The organism is Nocardiopsis sp. LDBS0036 (assembly GCF_041228755.1).
GTDB lineage: Bacteria > Actinomycetota > Actinomycetes > Streptosporangiales > Streptosporangiaceae > Nocardiopsis > Nocardiopsis dassonvillei.
Genome location: NZ_CP141104.1, coordinates 23,017 through 40,660, shown reverse-complemented (window position 1 = coordinate 40,660; position 17,644 = coordinate 23,017). Strand labels below are relative to the sequence as shown.

Genomic DNA, 17,644 nt, shown 5'->3' with positions numbered 1-17,644 from the left:
GGCTCGGCGCCGAGTTCTCCTCGCCGTGCACCTGGTCCTGGGAGTAGTTGAGGTAGTCGATGATCCCGCGGCGTCCTCCGTGCGGTGTTCCAGGGCGCCATCCGGATGGACGACGACGTACCCCACGTTGGCTCATCTCTCACCGGAAGGTTCTCCAGGCTGTGGGAGTTCTTGGCCAGGACCCGCCGCCCACAGGGGGTCATCGAGGATGTGCTCCAGTTCGGGTTCTTCGTCGCTCACGGACGGCTCCTGGGCTCGCAGGGGGCGGAGCACCACTCAAGCACGTGGAAGGCCGGTGGGGCAGGCGGTTCGCGGACATGACGGCGGCCCCGTACCGGCGGGGTGCAGGGCCGTGTGGTTCGACGCGTGGTTATCCGGCCCCATCTCCCGGAACCGGGCGTAGTGCCCCTGGAAGGCCACGGTCACGTCGAGGTGGGGCCGTTGCGGTTCTTGCCGATGATCAGGTCCGCCTCCCCGAGCGAGGGGAGTCCTTGTCGTGCAGGTCCTCGCGGTGGATGAGGATCACCACGTTCGCGTCCTGTTCCACGGCGCCGCTCTCCTCAGCTCGTGGACCTTGGGCCGGGTGTCCTCACGCTTGGCGGAGTCGCGGTTGAGCTGGCACAGCACCACGATGGGGATCTCCATCTGCTGGGCCAGGACCTTGAGGCCCCGGGTCATCAGCGCGACCTCCGCGTTCGCGGGTGTCGGCCGATTTGGACTCGGGGTCCTGGAGGAGCTGGAGGTAGTCGAGCACCACCAGGCCCAGGCCTTGCGCCGAACCTGGCGGCGGATCTCGGCCTTGAGCTGAGCGAAGGTGATGGCCGGGTTGTGGGAGAGCACCAGCGGCAGCTCGGTCAGTCCTGGTGCTTGGCGCGCATTGCGCTCCACAGCTCCTCGTCATGTTCTTGGAGCGCAGGCAGTGCAGCGGGATGTCGGCCTCCGCCGACAGGATGCGGTGCAGCAGCTCCTTGCGGTTCATCTCCAAGGACACGAACATCGCGCGGTGCCCGGCTTTGGCGGCCGTGGGTCGCGAGGTTGAGGCCCAGCACGGTCTTGCCCGCTCCGGGACGGGCCGCGACCACGATCAGCTCACCGGCGTGGAACCGGTCAGCAGCGCGTCCATGTCGGCGAACCCGCTGGGCACGCCCATGGCGTCCTCGTCCGAGCCAGGTCGTCGTAGGCGCTGGGGAGCATGTCGCCGAGCTCTTCCACCCCGTCGACCGTGCCGACCGCCCCGACCTGGTGGACGGCTCCCCATTCCTCGTCGGCCTGTTCGACCAGGGCCATCATGTCGCCGGTACCGGTCCGCGCGATCTGGCCCATGGTGAGGGTGGCCTGGTGCATCCGGCGGCGCAGGGACACGGCCGCGATCTGCTTGGCGAAGTAGGTCGCGTTCGCCGTCGACAGGCCCCGTTCCTGGAGGTGGAGCAGGTACAGGTGCCTTGGACCCGGTCCAGGTCCCCGGCGGTGCGCAGCTCCGCGCTCAGGGTCTGCACGGTCATGGGCAGGCCGCGGTCGGCCATGGCCGCCAGACGCTCCCAGATGATGCTGTGCGCGGGACGGTAGAAGTCCGTGGACATGATGATCTCGGCGGCCTCGTGAACGCGGCGGCGTTGGCGCCAGCCCCGGCCGGGGTGAGTACGCACCCGATCAGGGACTGCTCGCTATCGATATCGGCGAAGGCCGGGTCGGTGTCCACGTTGTCAAACATGAACGGGTCCGGCCGGTGCCCGTTCTGGGAGTGGTTGAGCTGGTCGGTCATACTGGAATCTCCATCTTTGAGGGTGGAACGTGGGCCGAACCCGGGTTGGTAGCCGTGGGGTTCGGCCCCGATCTCGTGGTGCAGGACGTAGCGAACGTCATCCCTGCCGGGGTAGGGTTGATGCAAACGCACCCCGAGCCCTGATCGGCAGGGGCCACGCTGCGCAGCTAGACGGCGGTCAGCGCCGCGATCTTAGGGTGGCGGGCCAGGTCCGGGCGCAGGGTCGCCGCGTCCGCTCCGAGCGAGAGGTACAGCTCTACGACCGCGTTCCCCGTGTTCCCGCCGACCGCGAGATCGGCCCGGCAGGACCCGCAGGGAACAGGGTTCGGGTCATGCACGGCGCAGCGGGCGGCCCGACCGTTTCCAGATGCCCCTGTGCGGGCCTGAGCCGCACGCTGGCGACGCAGCAGCCACAGGCGATGGTCGAGGTCGCCCTTCTCTGCCATGCGGCGGATCAAGCCCCCCAGGGACTTCTTGGCCTCGGTCGCAGGACCTCCACGAGTTCCTGGCTTCCTCGCGGGTAGCGTCAGTGGCTTCCACGATCAGGTCCATCGGGAGTACGCCCCGCTGCGTTCCAGCCGAAGGTGTCTCATCCTCCTCATCCACAGAGGTGTTTGAGGCCTGTGTGGCGTCAGCAGACCCTGAGGAGGATGAACCTGACGGTTCATCTGATGGATTAGGGGTCAGATTGACCCCGCCCTTTGGTGGGGTCAAATTGACCCCAGACCCGGGGTCAGATTGACCTATCCGCAGGTCAGGCCCCAGGTCAGATTGAACTATCCGCAGGTCAGCAGGGTTCTTGGACTCAGCCGCTTCGGCGTCGAACAGTAGCTCCTCGATGACGTTGTCGTCGTACTCGCGGGGGGCACGCTTCATGGCCGCGAGGCGGTCGAGGTTGATGCGGGTGATGTTCGAGGTGGACCGGCCGGTGCGGGGGTCAACGCGGCGCTTGGTTGCGAGGAGGCCGCGCTCCTGGAGCTCTTTACGCACGCGCTTGACGGTGCTCTCGGAAGCTCCGCTGTCGTCGCTGACGCGGGGGACACCTGCCCAGACATAACCGTGGGCATCGGTGTAGTTGCAGTAGGCGAGGAGGATGCACTTCTCGCGGGGGGAGAGGCCTTCAGCGTCGAAGACCATCTGCATGTGCTGAATGCTCACGCGGGTCGCTTTCTAGGCAGCCCACACAGTTAGCGGCGCTCTGTGGCACCCGAAAGGTACGCACTTTGCCCCTAGTCAGCTACAGTGGCCGTTGGTTAATTCAGGGGTGAGCGCAGCTAGCTGTGGTGGCAGCCAGCTCATCTGACTTAGGACGAGGCCCGGCTGGTACCCGGGCCTTCGTCATGTTCGGGGTGGGGATGGTGAGTCCCCGTGAGTCGCAGAAGACCCTACTAGGTCACTAGCAACCGCGTAGCGGTCCTCGCGAGCTCTGTGGACGCTCCAGTCACACGGAGACGCCAAAGAAGGCCCGGACGAATCGTCCGGGCCTTCATCGTGTTCTACGCAGCGCGGTCCGCGAGGGACCGCAGCTCTTCCACGTACTCTTGGGCTTCTTGCTCACCCTTGTACCTCTCGGTGAGGACCTGGCCTAGCTCCTGACCAACCATCACCAGTGATGGCACGGACTGCCGTGTGCCCTCCAGCGCCTGGCGGCCGTAACCGATGGCGCCCTCCAAGTCCCCAGAGCGGGCGGCGACCACACCCTTGGTCACGTAGGCCTCCGCCGCTCGCATGGGGGCCACCAGACGCCCCGACCAGTCCGTGGACGTGGCCAGGACTTCGTCGGCCAGGCCGTCAGCGAGCCGGTCGCTGCCGGACTTCCTGAGCACGTCCATTGCGTAGAAGTCGAACTTCGCCGGGTCCACAACGAAGTGGTGGCTGGGGTCCATGGGCGGCGGCAGCGTCTCCAGCAGTTCGCGCCCGCGTTCGAGAGCGAGTTCCACCCGTCCCTGGTTGCCGATGCGCGCCCAGGCCTTGGCCTGCTGGGCGTAGAGCTGCACGCTGACTGATTGGTCACCGGCCGCGTCGATGCCAGCCTCCGCTGCGGTTAGGACCGAGCGGTAGTCCCCCCGGGTCAAGCCGAACCAGCAGCTCATCTCGTGTGCCCAGCCGACGATGTTCGTGTCGCCGGCCTCCGTGCCCAGCGTCAGGGCGGATCGGCGCGTGCTCTCCGCCGCAGGGCTACGGCCGATGTCCTGTTCCAGACAGCCGACCAGGAGCGCGAGCATCCCGGCCAGGGACAGGATTTCCCGGTGCTGCGTCAAGCTGACCCGTAGGTCCAGCAGGTCCGCCAGACGCGCCAGCCAGGCCCGCCCCTCGGTGAGGAGCTGGTACGCGTTAACGACGGGGTAGTCCGAGCAGAGCCGGTCCACGGTGAGTCGCAAGGACTCCAAGGTGGCCTGGTCCACGGCGGACTTCCGAAGACGCGCGAGCAGCTCCGGAGTGTCCGATCCGGGCACGGCGGCTTCCAGGACCTCTTGAGGGCTACGCGGGGCGGCGAAGAAGGCACCCGAGACGCTGCCGAACAGGGAGGCGATCATCTTCTGGTAGTCGCCGGACGGGAGTACGCGGCCGCCTTCCCAGCGCTTCCACTGATCGAGCATGGTGGTCAGTGAGGGCAGCTCGCGAGTGGTCTCGTACCGCAGCCGCTCGACGCAGTCACGCTGCGTCCACCCGCGGAGCTCGCGTTCCTTCTTGATCCTTCGCGCCCATGGCGCCATTCCGGTCATGCCTTCACGCTCCCGACTCCGCGCGGCTTCGTCTAGGTGGCATCTGGGGGGCATCTCCCTGCCCCCTTGGTGCCTCTCGTGAGTGCGCTGTGGCTACGGGACGGTGGAGGAGTTCAGCCGGGCAGTGAGCTCACGGACTTGGTCCTCCAGAGCCGCCACCCGGTCTTCCAAGCTCGGACCTTCTGGAGGCGGCGTCGTGACGAACCACCCCACCCCGTGGCGAGACTCCGCCCTCCCCTGCTCCTTCAGCTTTGTGAGGGCTCGGCGTGCGGTGGTGGGCGCCACGCCGTGTGTCTTCACCAGTTCGCTGATACTCGGGTACTTCTCACCAGGGGAAAGGTCGCCAGAGTCGATGTCTGACCGGAGCGCTTGGAGCACCTTCATGTAGGGCTGCTCGGGGGTTCCACTCATGCTCTGACCATACCCATCCACCTTGTTCAGGATCAGTTGCCCACCTCGCTTGACATTTTTACTCTGCTTGCTCATCCTAGGAAGTGCGAGCAGAGTTGGCAAGTGGTCAACCCCTTGTCGTCGCCACATGAGAGGAGTACGAGGATGCCGTCGCAGCTGTCGATCGCCCAGGTCGCCACGGAGGCTGGGGTCACCCGCGCTGACGTCATCCGCGTGCTCACCCAGGGCGGCACCACCGAGGCCGACTGGCACATCGCCCGCACCATCGAGCGCCTCGGTGGACGCCGCGCCAGCGACCTGGTGTTCACCGCGGGCCGCGACCACAGGATCGCCACCATCTGGGGCGACTCCGGCGAGACCCCGCAGGAGCCCGCCCCCACCAACCTCAAAGCGGTCCACGACCCCCAGGTACGGGTCTACGGCGAGCCCACCGCCCCCGACGCCCCGCCCACGGTCCTGCCGGACCACCCCTCCGAGGAACCCGAGGACGACACCCCGGCCGAGCGCCGCGCGCGCCGCCAGGTCCTGGTCTGGGCAGGCATCGCGGGCCTGACCGGCGCCACCAAGGACACCGTGGACCGCCTCGTGCAGCGGTGGTCCGCCCCCCACGCCCTTCGCCGGGGCCTGACCGGCCTGCTGCGCCGGGCCGCCGAGCGGGGCTCCGAGCGCCGCCGGGCCCGCGCCCAGCACCTGCTCACCACCTACGACATCGCCGCCTGAACAGCACACACACCACGAGGAAGAGGACTTCCACATGCGTAACCCTGACGGCTTCACCCGGATCGTGTCCTTCGACCGGATCGGCCTGCACACCGAGGTCGCGCCGCTGACCGTGCACGCCGACAACCAGATCGACTTCCTCACCCGGGTCAGCGCCTACGCCGAGCGCTACCTCGCGTCGACCACGACGGTGGAGGTGGACGCGCACCCCGACGCCGCTGAGGGCGTCGTGCACGCCAGCGTCCCGGGCGGGCGCGGCTCCACCTACCAGCGCGGCCCGCTCCTGGGCGTGCTGACGGTGTCCCTGCCCGAGGACGAGAAGCCGCTGGAGCTGCTGGAGGCGCAGATCGAGCGGTTGCAGAAGCGCCGCGCGGACCTGCTGGAGCAGCTCACCGGGGTGCCGTTCTAGGTCCGGTCGGTGCCTGTGTCCCGCCCGCCCGTCCTGCGGGCGGGGCGCGGGGACCGCCCGGTCCACCCCCCATACAGCAGTGAGCCCCGCCCGGGATAGCCGCCCTGGCGGGGCTCTCGTACACGCACCCACCTGCGAAGGAAGGAACACGATGTACAAGAACGAGCCTACCCGCCCGCCGCTGGACACCGTCGCCACCCGCGACTGCGCGAGCTGCTCCTGGCAGATCGTCGCCGGGTCGGCGCTGCTCGCGGACCTGGAGGCGGCCACCCACCGGGTCCAGGCCCACACCACCACCTCCCAGCGTCTGCGCATCCGCGCCCTGGTCGAGTCCTACCGCGCGGTGCTGGGTCCGCTGCCCTCCCGGCTGCTGATCCTCGCGGTCCGCGAGGTCCTGGAGGAGCCCGCGCCGGTGTTGGCCCTGGCCCCCGTCGACGTCGACGGTTCCTGGCCCGCCGCCGACTACGCGCAGCGGGGGGCGGCCGCATGAACCACGTGATCCGCCGCCTGTTCCGGCCCTCCCACGCCCCGCGCTGCTGCGGGGCCCAGCCGATGGACTGGGACGTCTTCCGCGGCCTCTATGTGTGCTGGGGCTGTGGGAAGACGAAGTGACTGTCGTCCTGGTCCTGGCCGCTTTGGCCCTGCTGTGCACCGCCATCGCGGTGCTTCTGGCCGTCACCGGCCGCGCCCTGGTCCACGCCGACCACCCCTTGCCCGAGCCCGCCCGACACGCCCGTCGCGCCCCGAAGGAGGACCGCTGATGTCGAAGAGGAAGACGAAGTCCGAGCCCCAGACGCCGATCGGCGTCGATCCCGAAGCCGCGGTCAAGGCCTGGCGCAAGCTCAACGCCGCCACCGACGAGCTGCACGGCATCGACACCACCACGTTGCGGAAGGACCCGGCCGCGAACCCGCGCACGCTGGACCAGCGCATCGCGGCCGCCGACACCATCTCCCGGGCGGTGCTGGCCGAGCAGGCCGAGACCGCCGACGACCAGCTGGCCGCCGCGCGGCGCCAGCGCCGCTCTCGCGCCCAGCGCGGGGAGCGGGCGCTGACGATGGCCGAGACCCGCGCGGACCGGGCCGCGGCCACCCTGGAGGCGATCGACGCCTACGAGGAGGCCGACAACCCCGCCGCGTCCAGCCTGGCGTTGCACGAGGCCGACCCGCGCATCCGGCGGATGCTCATCGGCGTCTCGCTGGCCGGGTCGGCGGCCTCGGCGTTGGGCATCGGCGCCTGGGCGCACACGTCCTGGGACCTGCCGGTCGCGATCGGGGTCGGGGTCCTGGCCGAAGCGCTGCTCACCGTCCCGGTCATCCTCCTGCTCACGTTCCAGGGGCTGGTGCGCACCCACAACAAGGCCAACCTCCAGGACCTGGGCGAGGACGCGAAGCGGGTGCTGGCGATCATGCTGGGCGCGATCGGCGTCCTGCTGGTGGTCTCGGTCGGCCTCAACGGGGTCGGTATCGCGGCGGGGGACACCGGGCTGCTGGGCGCGGTCGGGATCGTGGGAGCCATCATCGCGCTGGGCGCGTCGGCGGCGTCCTGGGGCACCACCACGGTCATCCGGTCGGTCATCCGCGCCAACACCGCCCAGTGGAAGACCGAGACGTGGTCGGCCGAACGGGCGCGCCTGGAGGCCACCGCCGCCGGTGCGTTCATCCCCGAGGTCGAGGCCGACCCGGCCTCCCCGGCTCCCGAGCCGGGGTCGGTCGAGGACGAGAAGCAGGACCAGGACGCGGTGGAGGTCGAGCGGATCCGCCGGGTGCTGGAGGTGCTGGCCGAGGAGCGCATCACCGCCATGGCCGACCGGGGCACGGACGTCTTCCAGGCGCTGCTGGACGGCATCCCGCCCGCCCCGGGCGGCGGGGAGTCCGCCCCCCGGGCGGAGGGCCCGCCCACCCCGCCCGGAACCACCCCCGCGGCCCCCGAGGTCGAGGGTGCGTCCGACGCGGACGAAGAGCACGGCCAGCAGCAGCAGGACGCCCCGCCCGCCCGGGGGGCGGACCGGGGGGCGCAGGCTCCGCCCACCCACGGTGAGCTGGACGCATACCTGTCCCTGGAGGGCTACCGGCGCGAGGTGATGCTCTACATCCACGCCTACGGGCGGGGGGTGTCCACCCGCCAGATCGTGCGGGCCACCCGCATCCCGCGCAGCTCGGTGCGGGACGCCCGCACCGCCCTCTGGAAGGACGGCTACGACGCGTTCGACCCCGAAAAGGTCAACGACTGCTGACCGTCCCCGCCCCCTTCCCGCCCCCCCCGGGCGGGCGGGGGCCAGCGCACTACTCCGGCCGCAGGCGAGGCCAGAACCGCGAGACGCACGTCCGCGCGTGAGAGCCCGCCCGAGCCCGACCACCACACCGATCGACCAGGAAGGAGACCAGCGTGGCCACCGGCCATCCGTACTACGACCCCACCGGCAGCAGGCACGGCGTGCCGACTTACCCGTGGGGGTGGGCCCTTGACCCCGACCTGCGCACCAAGGCCCAGCTGCGGGCCGAAGGGCTCAGCATCGCGGGGCTGGAGGTGGCCGCGCAGATCATGTGGCGCTCGCGCCGCTCCGGGAACCGGTCGGGGACGCGGACCGCGGCCCTGTACCGGCGCTCGCTGGCGCGGCCGGTGCGCCCCCTGTCCCCCGGCCAGCAGCGTGCGCTGTGCCGCGCGCTGCTGGCCCGGCACACCTGCCGCGACTGCGAGCGGCTCTGGGACGTGTGCCTGCCCACCGGCAACGGAGGCAGGTGCCCGACCGGGTGCGCGACGTGGGAGCCGCCCGAGGACGAGCCCCTGGCGGTGGCCGCGTGAGGAGCCACCGCCCCAACGTGCGGCCGGTGCCGGTGCCCGACTGGGTGCTGCACCGGCCGACCTGTTCGTGCGGGTGGACCGGAGACACGGTCCGCACCCGCGCTCTCGCTGACGACCAGGTGCACGAGCACCTGACCGAACACCACCACCAGGAGGCTGAGCAGCCCGCGCTGCCCGGCCTGTGAGAAAGGAGTTCCCCGTGATCCGTGGCTGTCTCGCACAGGCCTTCGGCATCTTCATCATCGGCTCGCTCGTCCTGTGGGTCTTCAACAGCCCCGAGTCGGTCGCCGGCCTTTTCCTGAGCGTGGTCGGCCTGATCGGTGAGGGCGGCGACGCCATCGGCCGTCTGGTCACCGCGCTCACCCCGGGCATCGACAACCTGCTCTGAGCCGGAGGACCAGATGAGCACCGACACCGAGACGGGGCCGCCGCCCAGGGTGAGCGGCCCCGACGGGGAGGAATACGAGCTGCGGGTGCGCCCCAGCTCCACCTCCCCCGACGACCTCGACCAGGAGCAGAACACCAAGGAGAAGGAGGAGACGAAGTCCCCGGTGCGGGCCGGGCAGTGGGCGGCCGGAGGCCTGTCCACCGCCGCTGTCGGCGCTGCCGGGCTCTACCAGCTGGCTGGCCCCTGGGGACTGGCCGCCGGGTGCGCGGCCACAGCCGTGGCCGGGACCGCCTACGGGATCCACCGCCTGCGCAGGGGCCGCGAGCCCCGCGAACGCGGCGGCCGGGGCGGGCGTCGGGGGTTTCGGCCCCTGGGCGAGCGCCTGGGCGGCGGTGGGCGGCGGGCCGGTGGCCTCTCCGGCGGCCTGGGCGGCCGTCTGGGTCGCATGGGCGCCGCCGCTGGCGGTGCTGGCGCGGGCCGGGGCCGGGCCGCCTCGATGGGGTCGGCGGGGCTGGGCAAGAGCGCCCGCGCTGGGTCCGGCACGGGCGCTTCCTCCACCGGCACACGCGGCCGCGGTGGCGGCCGGGGCTCGCTGTTCAAGGCAGGCCGGTCCGGGCGCGGCGCGGCCGGGAGCCTGTCCGGCCTGGCAGGTCGCGCGGGCCGCGGCTCCAGCACGGGGACGGGCGCTCGCACGGCTGGTGGCCGCTCCGGATCGGGCGGGCGCATGGGACGCCTCAAGGGCCTGCTGGGCGGGGCCTCTGGACGCTCAGCTCGCTCCGCGCGGGGTCGGGTGCACGCCACCGCTGATGGCGGGCACACCGCCCGCACCCGCACGGGCGGGGCGGGAGGTGGCCTGGGCCGGGCCGCACGGGCGGCCCGTGCTGCTGGCGGCCGCATCCGGGGCGCGGCTGGGCGGGTGGACGCCGCGACCGGCGGGCGCCTGTCCAAGGCGGCCAAGACCGCCCGCGAGCGCTCCCGCGCGGCCACGGGCCGGGTGGCCTCCTCCGGGCCCGTCAAGCGCCTGCGCAAGGCCCTGGCCAAGGCGAAGAAGTCCCGCACGGGGCGGATGGCCCTGGCGGTGTGGGGGGTCATGGCCATCCCGGCCGTGGCGCTGTGGCACAAGATCCGCCCGCCCAAGAAGACCACCGACGACACCACCACGAAGACGAAGGAGGAGACCGCCGAGGCCTCCGCGGCCGGGGCCGAAGCGCCCGGCACGGAGGAGGAGAGCGTGTCCGGGGCCCACGCCCCGGGCGCCGACGAGGAAATCCACGTCCCCGGGGGCGGCATGCCCGACCCCGAGGGGCCCGACCCCGACCTGGGGCCCCCGCCTGCGGGCCCTGAGCCCACCATCCGTATCGCCGAGAAGGAATCGAGAGCCGAAGTGTCGATCAACCCGCTGACCAGCTCCTCCGCCCAGATGAACGTCGCCGTCTCCTCGTACGTGCCCGAGGACATGTGGGCGGTGCGCCAGGAGATCCGCCAGCTCCCGCAGATGTGCGAAAACGTCGCGTTCGCGCTGCGCACCTACGTCACCCGCCTCAACGACAACTACCCCATCGACGACGCGGTGCTGGCCGGGCTCTACGACGTCTTCAAGACGATCAGCGACGCCGCCGTCCACGCCCAGGAGGTCAGCCCGCTCTTCGAGCGCGTGCACGCCGACGAGATCCGCCGCCGCGACGCGCCCCGCCCCAACGAGCGCGCCTGGAACGTCTGACACACCCCGAACACCGATCTGGAAGGAGAAACCCATGGGCAAGCGCGGTCGCCGCTCCGAGCGCGGCGTGGACTGGTCAGTGACCGGTGGCGGGCCGGTAGCGAACACGGCGGTGGCCGCGCTGGGCCTGACCGCCGCCGCGGCCTGCGGTCACGGCCTGGCCGTCTCCCCGCTGTGGGGAGCGGCCGCCGGGGTCGCCGGAGCCGCCACCAACGTCATGCTCGGGGCGGCCGCGGAGGCCTCCCCCACCGGGCAGGTCATCAACCTGACCCGGTGGGTGGGGGCGGGCGGGTGGCTGACCTGGTGCCTGGCCACCACCCCCTGGGACCTGAACACCCTGCTCACCCTGGTGGTCGGGTCGGCGATCTCGGCGGGGCTGGCCCCGCTGACCCGGGGCGGGCGCCCCGCGCACACCGCCCAGGGCGGCGCCCTGGTCCTGAACGCCACCTCCCGGGTTGAGCGCGAGTGGGAACAGCGCCTGGCCACCATCGTGCGCCGGAGCGGCTTTCGCGTCACCAAGACCGAGCCGTGGGAGACCGGGGCCGGGTACACGCTGCACGTGGACCTGCCCTCCGGGATCACCCGCAAGAACCTGGAGACCTACACCGACGCCCTTGCCGGGGCCGCCCGCCTGCCCGAGGGGTGCGGGGTCGAGCTGGACGCGGCCGCCACGCGCGGCAGCGTGCTGCTGCACGTGTCCACCGTGGACCGGATGCGCGAGTCCATCGACTACCCCGAGGACTACTCCCCCCGCTCGATCCTGGACCCGATCGTGCTGGGCGAGCACCGCGACTCCACACCCGCCGAGGTGCGCTGGCGCGAGCACTCCGCGCTGTTCGCCGGGCAGCGCGGGTCGGGCAAAACGACGATCCTCAACGTCGCCACGGCCGGGGTCGGCCGGTGCGTCGACGCGCTGATCTGGCACATCGACCTGACCGGCGGCGGCCTGTCCCGGGCGTGGCTGGACCCCTGGCTGCGCGGGGAGGTGGACCGGCCCGCCCTGGACTGGGCGGCGTGCACCCCCGAGGACGCCTACGCGATGGTCAAGGCGGCCCTGGGCATCGCCAAGGGCCGCAAGGCCACCGCCTTCGAGAAGAAGATGGCCGCCGACGTCAGCCTGCTGCCCATCGGCCCTAACCTGCCCGAGATCGTCCTGGTCGCCGACGAAGGCAAGACCCTGCTCAACCCGACCACCAAGGGCCTGGTCGCCAAGATCCGCGACGGCCTGGAGGAGTTGCAGGACATCGCGCGCGACTCGGCGGTCAACACCGTGCTGAGCACGCTGCGGGCCACGACCGACACGCTCAACGCAGGGTTGAAGAAGGGCGCGGTCACCCGCGTGGCCATGGCCGGGTCTGATGATGAGGAGCTGGCCTACCTGCTGGGGTGGAAGCGCAACCTGAGCGTGGACGACCTGGCCGGGCCGGGCACGGCCTACCTGACCGATGGCGGGCCCATCCGGCCCATGCGCGGCTACAACCTCACCCCCCGCCGGATCGCGGAGATCTCCCGCACGATCTCGGCGCGGCGCCCGGAGCTGGAGGAGGAGTCCCTCCCCGCCGCCGGGGCTGCCTACCTGAACAGGTACGAGCGGATGCGGGCCACGTTCGGGGTGCCGGGCGGCGCCCAGACCCTGACCGAGTCCGGAGAGGTGAACGAGACCGGCAGCGAGGTCGCGGTCCAGGGGGAGCGGCGGCTGCGGGCGGTGCCCGACGCCGCCGCCTGGCTACGCAACGAACCCGAACCCGCCCCGGCGACGGCTGAGCCGGAGCCGGTCGGGTCGGACCTGTCGGCGTGGCTGACCCCGACCGAGCGGACCCAGTCCGCCCCGGCCGGAGCGGGCCGGGCGGCGTGGGACGGGGTGCCCGACATCATCAGCCGGGCGCTGGAGGTCTTCGACCGCCTGGCCGACGACCGGATCCACTCGGAGGACCTGGCGGCCGAGTTGGGGTTCGCCAACGGGTTGGCGTTGGCCGAGGCGCTGCGCCCGGCCGGGGTCAGCCCGCTGGCGAACAAGTTCTCGCGACGCGGGGTCTCCCGGCGCGGGTACGGACGCGAGGCTTTCGAAACGGTCGCTCAACGTAGCCGCGAGGCGGCTACGCGGCCCGCCTGAGAGGGCGCGCTGACTCCCCCAAAGACTCCCCCGACCCCCACGGCTGGGGGTTGGGGGAGCCCAAAGACCCCCCCAACCCCTCTGACCTGGGCTTTGGGGGAGTCTTTGGGGGGGTTGGGGGAGTGCTGGACACCCCCCGTTTCGGGGGGCTGGAGGGGGTGACCCCCCAGGGGTGTGGGGGCACCCAACCCCCCCACGGGCCACCCACCCACGAACACACCACCACCCCGCCAAGCGTCACCGAAAGTCACCATTCCCGGGCGTTGGTCTGGCCTGCCGAACCCCCTCAGCGGGGGTCCGGCAGGCCAGAGGACCGCCCGGTCCACACCCGAGCACCGCACCCCGAAAGGACCGCCGTGACCCTCACGACCACCACCCAGCAGACCGCCGCCCCGCTCTCCCTGACCCTGGGCACCACTCCCGAGGGCGCCCCCGTCACCTGGCAGCTGCTGGACGAGCACGGCCAGACCGAGCACGGCATCATCACGGGGCCCCGCGGCTGCGGCGGCACCACCGCGCTCAGGCGCCTGGCCACCCAGGCCCGCGCGGCCGAGATCCACACCGTCCAGATCGACCTGGACGGCGGACCCGCCTGGGGACCGGAGGCGGCCGCCCACCACATCAACACCTCCGCGCAGCTGGAGACCGAACTCGGCGACGCGCTCACCCAGGACTACGACACCGACGCCCCGGTCCTGCTCCTGGTCGACGGCCACCAGGCCCTGAACGTCCAGCGCGAGGCGTGGGAGCGCCTGCTCATCGCCTCGCGCGCCCTGGGCGTGGCCGTCGTTGCCCGCCTGCACAGCCTCGCTCAGATCCACTGCGGCGGCTCCCTGGTGCGCAGCCTGCTGCTGGGCAGCGGCCAGTACGCCGCGCTGGGCGCGGGCCTGGACCTGGCGGCCCCCACCACGCTGCCCGGCTACCAGGAGCCCACCGGCACCTGGCAGGAGACCGGGACCGGCCTGTACGGCCACCGGGGGCAGACCACCCCGCTCACCGTCACCGCCTGACCGTCCCGGGCACCGCCCGCCTGATCTGCACAACGAGGGAGAGACCCGATGGAGCCCATGACCGTCGCCGCCCTGCGCCAGATTCTGGCCGACCTGCCCGGCGACCAGGTGGTGATCGACGCCGCCACCGGCCGCGCCCTGGACGACGTCGACACCGACTTCCCCGGACAGGTGGCGCTGCTGTTCGCCGCCCGGCCGCGCCGCCAGAGCGCGAAGAACGTGTTCGTCGGCGAGATCCACGGCGGCTCGCTGATGCAGGTCGGCGGCGACTACCACGGCAACCTGCACCTCTGACCCGCCCAAGCACACACGCCGGGGCCGCCCTCACCTTCCACAGCACGGGCGGCCCCGACCACTCCCAACAACGAAGAAGGAGCACCACCCATGATGACCTCTGCTTTCGCTGCCCTGCTCGCTGGCCACTGGATCGGCGACCACTGGGCCCAGTCCAACCACCAGGCCCAGACCAAGGGCCGGTGCGACGCCGCCGGACGGCGGGCGTGCGCGGGCCACGTGGGCACCCTCACCCTGTGCCAGGCGCTGGCCCTGGCCGTGGTCGTCCTCTACGCCGACGCCGCCTTCGGCGTGGTCAACCTCGTAGTCGGCCTGGCCGTCAACGCGCTCAGCCACTACTGGTGCGACCGCCGCAGCACCCTGGAGGGCTTGGCCTACGCCCTGCACCGGACCGGCAAGCACGACTACTACCGAGTCGGATCCGCTCAGCTCGATCAGGCGTTCCACATGCTCTTCATCCTGCTGTCGGCGGTGATCATCGGTGCCCCCACCACCACGGCCCTGATCGGATCCACTGGACTCGCCGCCGCCGTGCTGGTGGCGTGCGCGTTCGCCTCCCGGATCGGCCGCGACCTCAAGCCCCACATCGACGCCCAGGAACAGCCGCAGAAGAGCTGACCGGCCGGTGCCTCTGCTGGCCCCGCCCCGCGGGGCCGGTGGGGAGACCGACCGGTCGACCGTCACACGCACTTCGTGTGACGGAAAAGCAGCGGCCCGCCCCCTCCTTTGCCGAAGGAGACCAGGGGGCGGGCCGCGCCACTCCCGAAGGAGCACGTCCAGTATGTCCACCCAGCACACCACTACCCGCACCACGCTCAAGCGGTGCTGCGGCACCTCCGTGGGCGGGAGGCTGACCCGCACCAGCCCCGTCACCGGCGAGACCGAGTTCGCGATCCTGGGCCGCGGCTGGTGGCCCCCGGCCTGGGGGCTGTTCGCCGGGCACGCCCGCGACCACGGCCAGCCGGACTTCCAGGCGGCGGCCGCGGCCGAGGGCTCCGAGGAACTGGGCATCCGCGTCACCGGCCTGACCGAGCTGTTCACCGTCCACCTGCCCAACCTCTGCGCGTCCCTGCCCGCGCAACCGGTCGCGGGGCACCTGTGGACCGTGTACGACGTCCAGACCCCGACCACCACGCTGACCCCGGCCCCGGGGGAGACCACCGGCGCCGAGTGGGTCACCCGCGAAGAGCTTCAGCGCCTGGCCGACGTCACCATTCGCTTCGCCCACTCCGGTCGCCCCGCCCGCGAACAGCACCGGATGTCCCTGGAGGCCGTCTGGGTCGAACTCCTGGCCCGCACCGGCGACATCGTGGCCACCGACGCCGCCCGGGCCGCCGTGGCCCGGCTCTACACCACCGCCCCGGACACCTACTGGCTGGGAGGCCGCCCGTGACCCGCGTCCTCATCACCAGCTTCGGATTCGGCCACCTGAACCAGGAGGGCCTCGCCGCCGACTCGCTGGCCGCGCACGTGGTCGTGGACCTGCGGGTCCACTTCCGTGACCCGCACGTGAGCCCCGAGATCCGCGACTTGACCGCCGATGACCCCCGCGTCGTCCAGGCCGTGCTCGCCACCCCCGGCATCCCCCAGCTGATCGACGCCCTGGTCGACGTCGCCCTCGCCTACGCCGCCGGCCCCGTGACCGCCCCGGTCCACCTGGCCCTGGGGTGCACCGGGGGCAGGCACCGCGCACCCTCAACGGCTCGCGAGCTGTGCAGGCGGTTGCGCGAGCGCGGGGTCGAGGTCGGCCTGGTGGACCTGCACCTGGACCGGGAGGTGATCTCCCGGTGAGCGCCACGTGCGCGTTCTGCCAGATCGCCGCCGACCAGGCCCCGGCCGAGATCGTGCGGCGCTGGCCCGACGCCCTGGCTATCCGCCCGCTCAACCCCGTCAACGACGGGCACTTGCTGGTCATCCCGGTGCGGCACGTGGCCAGCGCGGCGCACGAGCCGGACCTGGCCGGGCGGACCGCCTCCTACGCGGCCGCGCTGGTCGCCGAGGCCCGGTGGCAGGCCAACCTCATCACCAGCGTGGGACCAGCCGCGACCCAGACCCAGTGGCATCTGCACTGGCACGTTCTGCCCCGCTACCTCGGGGACGGGCTCGCACTGCCGTGGACCACCCAGGCCCGCTAGCTACTGAACGGAGAACCCCGTGAGCCCGATCCTGGACACCGAAGTCGACGTCGACCAGGACGGCGCCGTGGTGCGCGGCCGCCTCCTGGACTACAGCGACCACCACCTGTGGCTGTACGACCACGACGACTACGACGGCACCCACCACGCGAAGCCGTGGCGGGCCCGCCTGTCCGCGGTCACCGCCGTGACCCGGGTGCCCGACCCGCCGCAGTGGTCGTGGGCCGCAGTCGAGAAGCGGCGCCGCGCACGCCTCTGACCAACCCGTACATCACCACGTTCTACGGCCCGCGCTCACCCGAGCGCGGGCCCTGCCCCGCCCGGTTTTCCGGGCGGGGCTTTTCGCGTTTCAGGACTCTGAACTGGAGTGATACGCGTGCTATCCGTGCGAGACGTAGCACGCGTGCGAGGACTCGTACCCCTCGCACCGCGCCGCCGGGGCCATCCTGGAGAGCATGCGCATCCGCCCCGCCGACGAAGCCGGCCTGAAGTGGGTTTTCGCCGTCCCCGACGAAGCGCCCGGGGGCGCAGGCCGGGTCGGCTGGTTGGCCGCGTCCGGGTTCACCCCCGTGGCTGACCCGGGGAAGCTGTGGCCGGTCATGGGCCGGTGGCACGAGCCCGGCCGGTGACAGGGACAGGGACCGGACCTGGCCTTTGCCCCTCACACACCGCTGGTCGGCTGTAGCGTGACGGCGCCCTGCTGCCCGCGTCGAAAGGCGATCATGGCCGAGCTCACCGACTCCGCGCACACCAACCGCCTGATCAGACTCCTCATGATGCTCCCCTCCCCCTACACCGAAGACACCTACGGCCCCTTCTGGGAGAGGGTCGCCGAGGACCTCGGAACTGGAACCAGCTACGTCACCGGCAAGATCGCTATACACCTCAAGCTCCTGCTGGGGACCGAGAACCCGAACTTGCACCGCAGGAAGCTGGCGTCCTACTCCCTGGCCTTCTTCGGCAAGGCCAGCGACAAGCTGGTGCGCAGCATCGCCACCGAGGTCAACATGGGCGCACCCGACGACACGGCGGGACGGCTCTGGGTGCAGGAGCTGCGCACCACGGCTTTCGCCGTGATGGAGGAGACCTTCCCCGAGGAGCGCGTCCACGAGGCCGTCGCGAGCTGGGTCCGATCCGACCGCTGACAAGGG

General features: G+C 71.6%; 24 protein-coding genes and 1 pseudogene. 19 read left to right on the top strand and 6 right to left on the bottom strand.

Annotated features, from left to right (window positions below; genetic code table 11):
• Positions 1-522 precede the first annotated feature (522 nt).
• The 6 genes and pseudogenes from UIS43_RS28095 to UIS43_RS28070 form a co-directional block, all read right to left on the bottom strand.
• A pseudogene (locus UIS43_RS28095) lies at positions 523-979 on the bottom strand (DnaB-like helicase C-terminal domain-containing protein).
• Between the two features lie 128 nt (positions 980-1,107).
• Positions 1,108-1,362 (bottom strand): hypothetical protein, encoded by a 255-nt coding sequence (locus tag UIS43_RS28090; RefSeq protein ID WP_370013315.1) that lies wholly within the window; start codon positions 1,360-1,362, stop codon positions 1,108-1,110.
• A complete protein-coding gene (locus tag UIS43_RS28085) occupies positions 1,287-1,646 on the bottom strand; it encodes a DnaB-like helicase N-terminal domain-containing protein (RefSeq protein ID WP_370013314.1) in 360 nt (119 codons plus the stop codon). The genes UIS43_RS28090 and UIS43_RS28085 overlap by 76 nt, the downstream gene beginning before the upstream one ends.
• Before the next feature lie 446 nt (positions 1,647-2,092).
• Positions 2,093-2,920 carry a helix-turn-helix domain-containing protein gene (locus UIS43_RS28080; RefSeq protein WP_370013313.1) on the bottom strand — a complete coding sequence of 276 codons (828 nt, stop codon included), beginning with the start codon at positions 2,918-2,920 and terminating at the stop codon, positions 2,093-2,095.
• A gap of 338 nt (positions 2,921-3,258) precedes the next feature.
• A complete protein-coding gene (locus tag UIS43_RS28075) occupies positions 3,259-4,488 on the bottom strand; it encodes an XRE family transcriptional regulator (protein ID WP_232833017.1) in 1,230 nt (409 codons plus the stop codon).
• A gap of 93 nt (positions 4,489-4,581) precedes the next feature.
• Positions 4,582-4,974 carry a winged helix-turn-helix domain-containing protein gene (locus UIS43_RS28070; protein WP_174546545.1) on the bottom strand — a complete coding sequence of 131 codons (393 nt, stop codon included), beginning with the start codon at positions 4,972-4,974 and terminating at the stop codon, positions 4,582-4,584.
• A gap of 69 nt (positions 4,975-5,043) precedes the next feature.
• Here UIS43_RS28070 and UIS43_RS28065 point away from each other — a divergent pair, with 69 nt between their 5' ends.
• The 19 genes from UIS43_RS28065 (at position 5,044) to UIS43_RS27975 (ending at position 17,638) form a co-directional block, all read left to right on the top strand.
• Positions 5,044-5,619 carry a hypothetical protein gene (locus UIS43_RS28065; RefSeq protein WP_358171841.1) on the top strand — a complete coding sequence of 192 codons (576 nt, stop codon included), beginning with the start codon at positions 5,044-5,046 and terminating at the stop codon, positions 5,617-5,619.
• A 34-nt stretch (positions 5,620-5,653) separates the two neighbouring features.
• Positions 5,654-6,028 carry a hypothetical protein gene (locus tag UIS43_RS28060; RefSeq protein WP_370013312.1) on the top strand — a complete coding sequence of 125 codons (375 nt, stop codon included), beginning with the start codon at positions 5,654-5,656 and terminating at the stop codon, positions 6,026-6,028.
• 151 nt (positions 6,029-6,179) lie between these two features.
• Positions 6,180-6,518 carry a hypothetical protein gene (locus tag UIS43_RS28055; RefSeq protein WP_370013311.1) on the top strand — a complete coding sequence of 113 codons (339 nt, stop codon included), beginning with the start codon at positions 6,180-6,182 and terminating at the stop codon, positions 6,516-6,518.
• Positions 6,515-6,640, top strand: coding sequence for a hypothetical protein (locus tag UIS43_RS28050; RefSeq protein ID WP_370013310.1), 126 nt, complete (start codon positions 6,515-6,517; stop codon positions 6,638-6,640). The genes UIS43_RS28055 and UIS43_RS28050 overlap by 4 nt, the downstream gene beginning before the upstream one ends.
• Complete coding sequence (locus UIS43_RS28045) at positions 6,637-6,789, top strand: hypothetical protein (RefSeq protein WP_370013309.1); 153 nt, start codon at positions 6,637-6,639, stop codon at positions 6,787-6,789. Before UIS43_RS28050 ends, UIS43_RS28045 begins: the two co-directional genes overlap by 4 nt.
• The gene (locus tag UIS43_RS28040; RefSeq protein WP_370013308.1) at positions 6,789-8,264 is read left to right on the top strand and encodes a hypothetical protein; all 1,476 of its coding nucleotides are present in this window, start codon (positions 6,789-6,791) and stop codon (positions 8,262-8,264) included. The genes UIS43_RS28045 and UIS43_RS28040 overlap by 1 nt, the downstream gene beginning before the upstream one ends.
• Before the next feature lie 152 nt (positions 8,265-8,416).
• On the top strand, positions 8,417-8,833 hold the full coding sequence (locus tag UIS43_RS28035; protein WP_370013307.1) for an RRQRL motif-containing zinc-binding protein: 417 nt from the start codon (positions 8,417-8,419) through the stop codon (positions 8,831-8,833).
• A complete protein-coding gene (locus UIS43_RS28030; protein ID WP_157983590.1) occupies positions 8,830-9,018 on the top strand; it encodes a hypothetical protein in 189 nt (62 codons plus the stop codon). The genes UIS43_RS28035 and UIS43_RS28030 overlap by 4 nt, the downstream gene beginning before the upstream one ends.
• A gap of 14 nt (positions 9,019-9,032) precedes the next feature.
• On the top strand, positions 9,033-9,221 hold the full coding sequence (locus UIS43_RS28025) for a hypothetical protein (protein WP_117199382.1): 189 nt from the start codon (positions 9,033-9,035) through the stop codon (positions 9,219-9,221).
• A 13-nt stretch (positions 9,222-9,234) separates the two neighbouring features.
• Complete coding sequence (locus tag UIS43_RS28020) at positions 9,235-10,941, top strand: hypothetical protein (RefSeq protein WP_370013306.1); 1,707 nt, start codon at positions 9,235-9,237, stop codon at positions 10,939-10,941.
• Between the two features lie 34 nt (positions 10,942-10,975).
• Entirely contained in the window at positions 10,976-13,054 is a 2,079-nt protein-coding gene (locus tag UIS43_RS28015) for a hypothetical protein (RefSeq protein ID WP_370013305.1), read from the top strand.
• Between the two features lie 356 nt (positions 13,055-13,410).
• Positions 13,411-14,064 carry an AAA family ATPase gene (locus UIS43_RS28010; RefSeq protein WP_370013304.1) on the top strand — a complete coding sequence of 218 codons (654 nt, stop codon included), beginning with the start codon at positions 13,411-13,413 and terminating at the stop codon, positions 14,062-14,064.
• Between the two features lie 48 nt (positions 14,065-14,112).
• Entirely contained in the window at positions 14,113-14,358 is a 246-nt protein-coding gene (locus UIS43_RS28005) for a hypothetical protein (RefSeq protein WP_370013303.1), read from the top strand.
• A 90-nt stretch (positions 14,359-14,448) separates the two neighbouring features.
• On the top strand, positions 14,449-14,976 hold the full coding sequence (locus UIS43_RS28000) for a DUF3307 domain-containing protein (RefSeq protein WP_370013302.1): 528 nt from the start codon (positions 14,449-14,451) through the stop codon (positions 14,974-14,976).
• A 163-nt stretch (positions 14,977-15,139) separates the two neighbouring features.
• Positions 15,140-15,751 (top strand): NUDIX domain-containing protein, encoded by a 612-nt coding sequence (locus UIS43_RS27995; RefSeq protein WP_370013301.1) that lies wholly within the window; start codon positions 15,140-15,142, stop codon positions 15,749-15,751.
• Positions 15,748-16,149 carry an RNase adapter RapZ gene (locus UIS43_RS27990; protein ID WP_370013300.1) on the top strand — a complete coding sequence of 134 codons (402 nt, stop codon included), beginning with the start codon at positions 15,748-15,750 and terminating at the stop codon, positions 16,147-16,149. Before UIS43_RS27995 ends, UIS43_RS27990 begins: the two co-directional genes overlap by 4 nt.
• The gene (locus UIS43_RS27985; protein ID WP_370013299.1) at positions 16,146-16,493 is read left to right on the top strand and encodes an HIT family protein; all 348 of its coding nucleotides are present in this window, start codon (positions 16,146-16,148) and stop codon (positions 16,491-16,493) included. The genes UIS43_RS27990 and UIS43_RS27985 overlap by 4 nt, the downstream gene beginning before the upstream one ends.
• A gap of 19 nt (positions 16,494-16,512) precedes the next feature.
• Positions 16,513-16,752, top strand: coding sequence for a hypothetical protein (locus UIS43_RS27980; protein ID WP_370013298.1), 240 nt, complete (start codon positions 16,513-16,515; stop codon positions 16,750-16,752).
• 463 nt (positions 16,753-17,215) lie between these two features.
• Positions 17,216-17,638: a hypothetical protein gene (locus UIS43_RS27975; RefSeq protein WP_117198523.1), complete on the top strand. Its 423-nt coding sequence runs from the start codon at positions 17,216-17,218 to the stop codon at positions 17,636-17,638.
• Positions 17,639-17,644 lie beyond the last annotated feature (6 nt).